This is a genomic window from Shigella sp. SIG3 (assembly GCF_053555855.1).
In genome coordinates this window covers 1-467 of sequence record NZ_JBQZXE010000318.1, presented here as the reverse complement: position 1 = coordinate 467, position 467 = coordinate 1, and the positions used below count along the sequence as shown (strand labels likewise).

At 48.8% G+C, this 467-nt stretch carries 2 protein-coding genes; both read left to right on the top strand.

Features of this window, described 5'->3' with window-relative positions; all coding sequences use genetic code 11:
* Positions 1 to 185, top strand: a 185-nt coding sequence (locus tag ACUU1I_RS21195; protein ID WP_449144946.1) for a hypothetical protein, incomplete at its 5' end; no start/stop codon positions are given.
* 94 nt (positions 186 to 279) lie between these two features.
* Positions 280 to 467: protein ninH (locus ACUU1I_RS21190; RefSeq protein ID WP_119180736.1), on the top strand; the 188-nt coding region annotated here is incomplete at its 3' end.

The window sequence follows — 467 nt, the reverse complement described above, 5'->3', positions numbered from 1 at the left end:
AACAACTCGAAAAAACGGGCATAACAAAAGATGCTATCCGTAAAGATATGGTACCCGCGCTTCGGGAACTGATGCAGGCGAAGCATCGCGCACAGAAAGCAGTAGATGAGCTGGTGGACTGTGTGGCAGAGCTGGAAACCAGAGTCGGAAAGTTTGAAAAACTGGTGCAGGAGGCGCTGCGCTGATGCGCCATGAGTTTGTTTTGCCCTGGCTTGTGCGCGATCATTATGTCCCTGGTGGAAAGCCCGGGATAAAAATCACCGAACCGGAGAGTATTTGATGAGCGTCAAAATTCAAACGATACCGGAACTGCTTATCCAGACACGAGGTAATATGACCGAAGTTTCACGAATGCTGAACTGTAATCGCGCCACGGTAAGAAAATATGCTGAAGATAAAGAGGGCAAAGGGCACGCCATTGTTGATGGTGTTCTGATTGTTCATCGTGGATGGGACAGGGGTAAAGA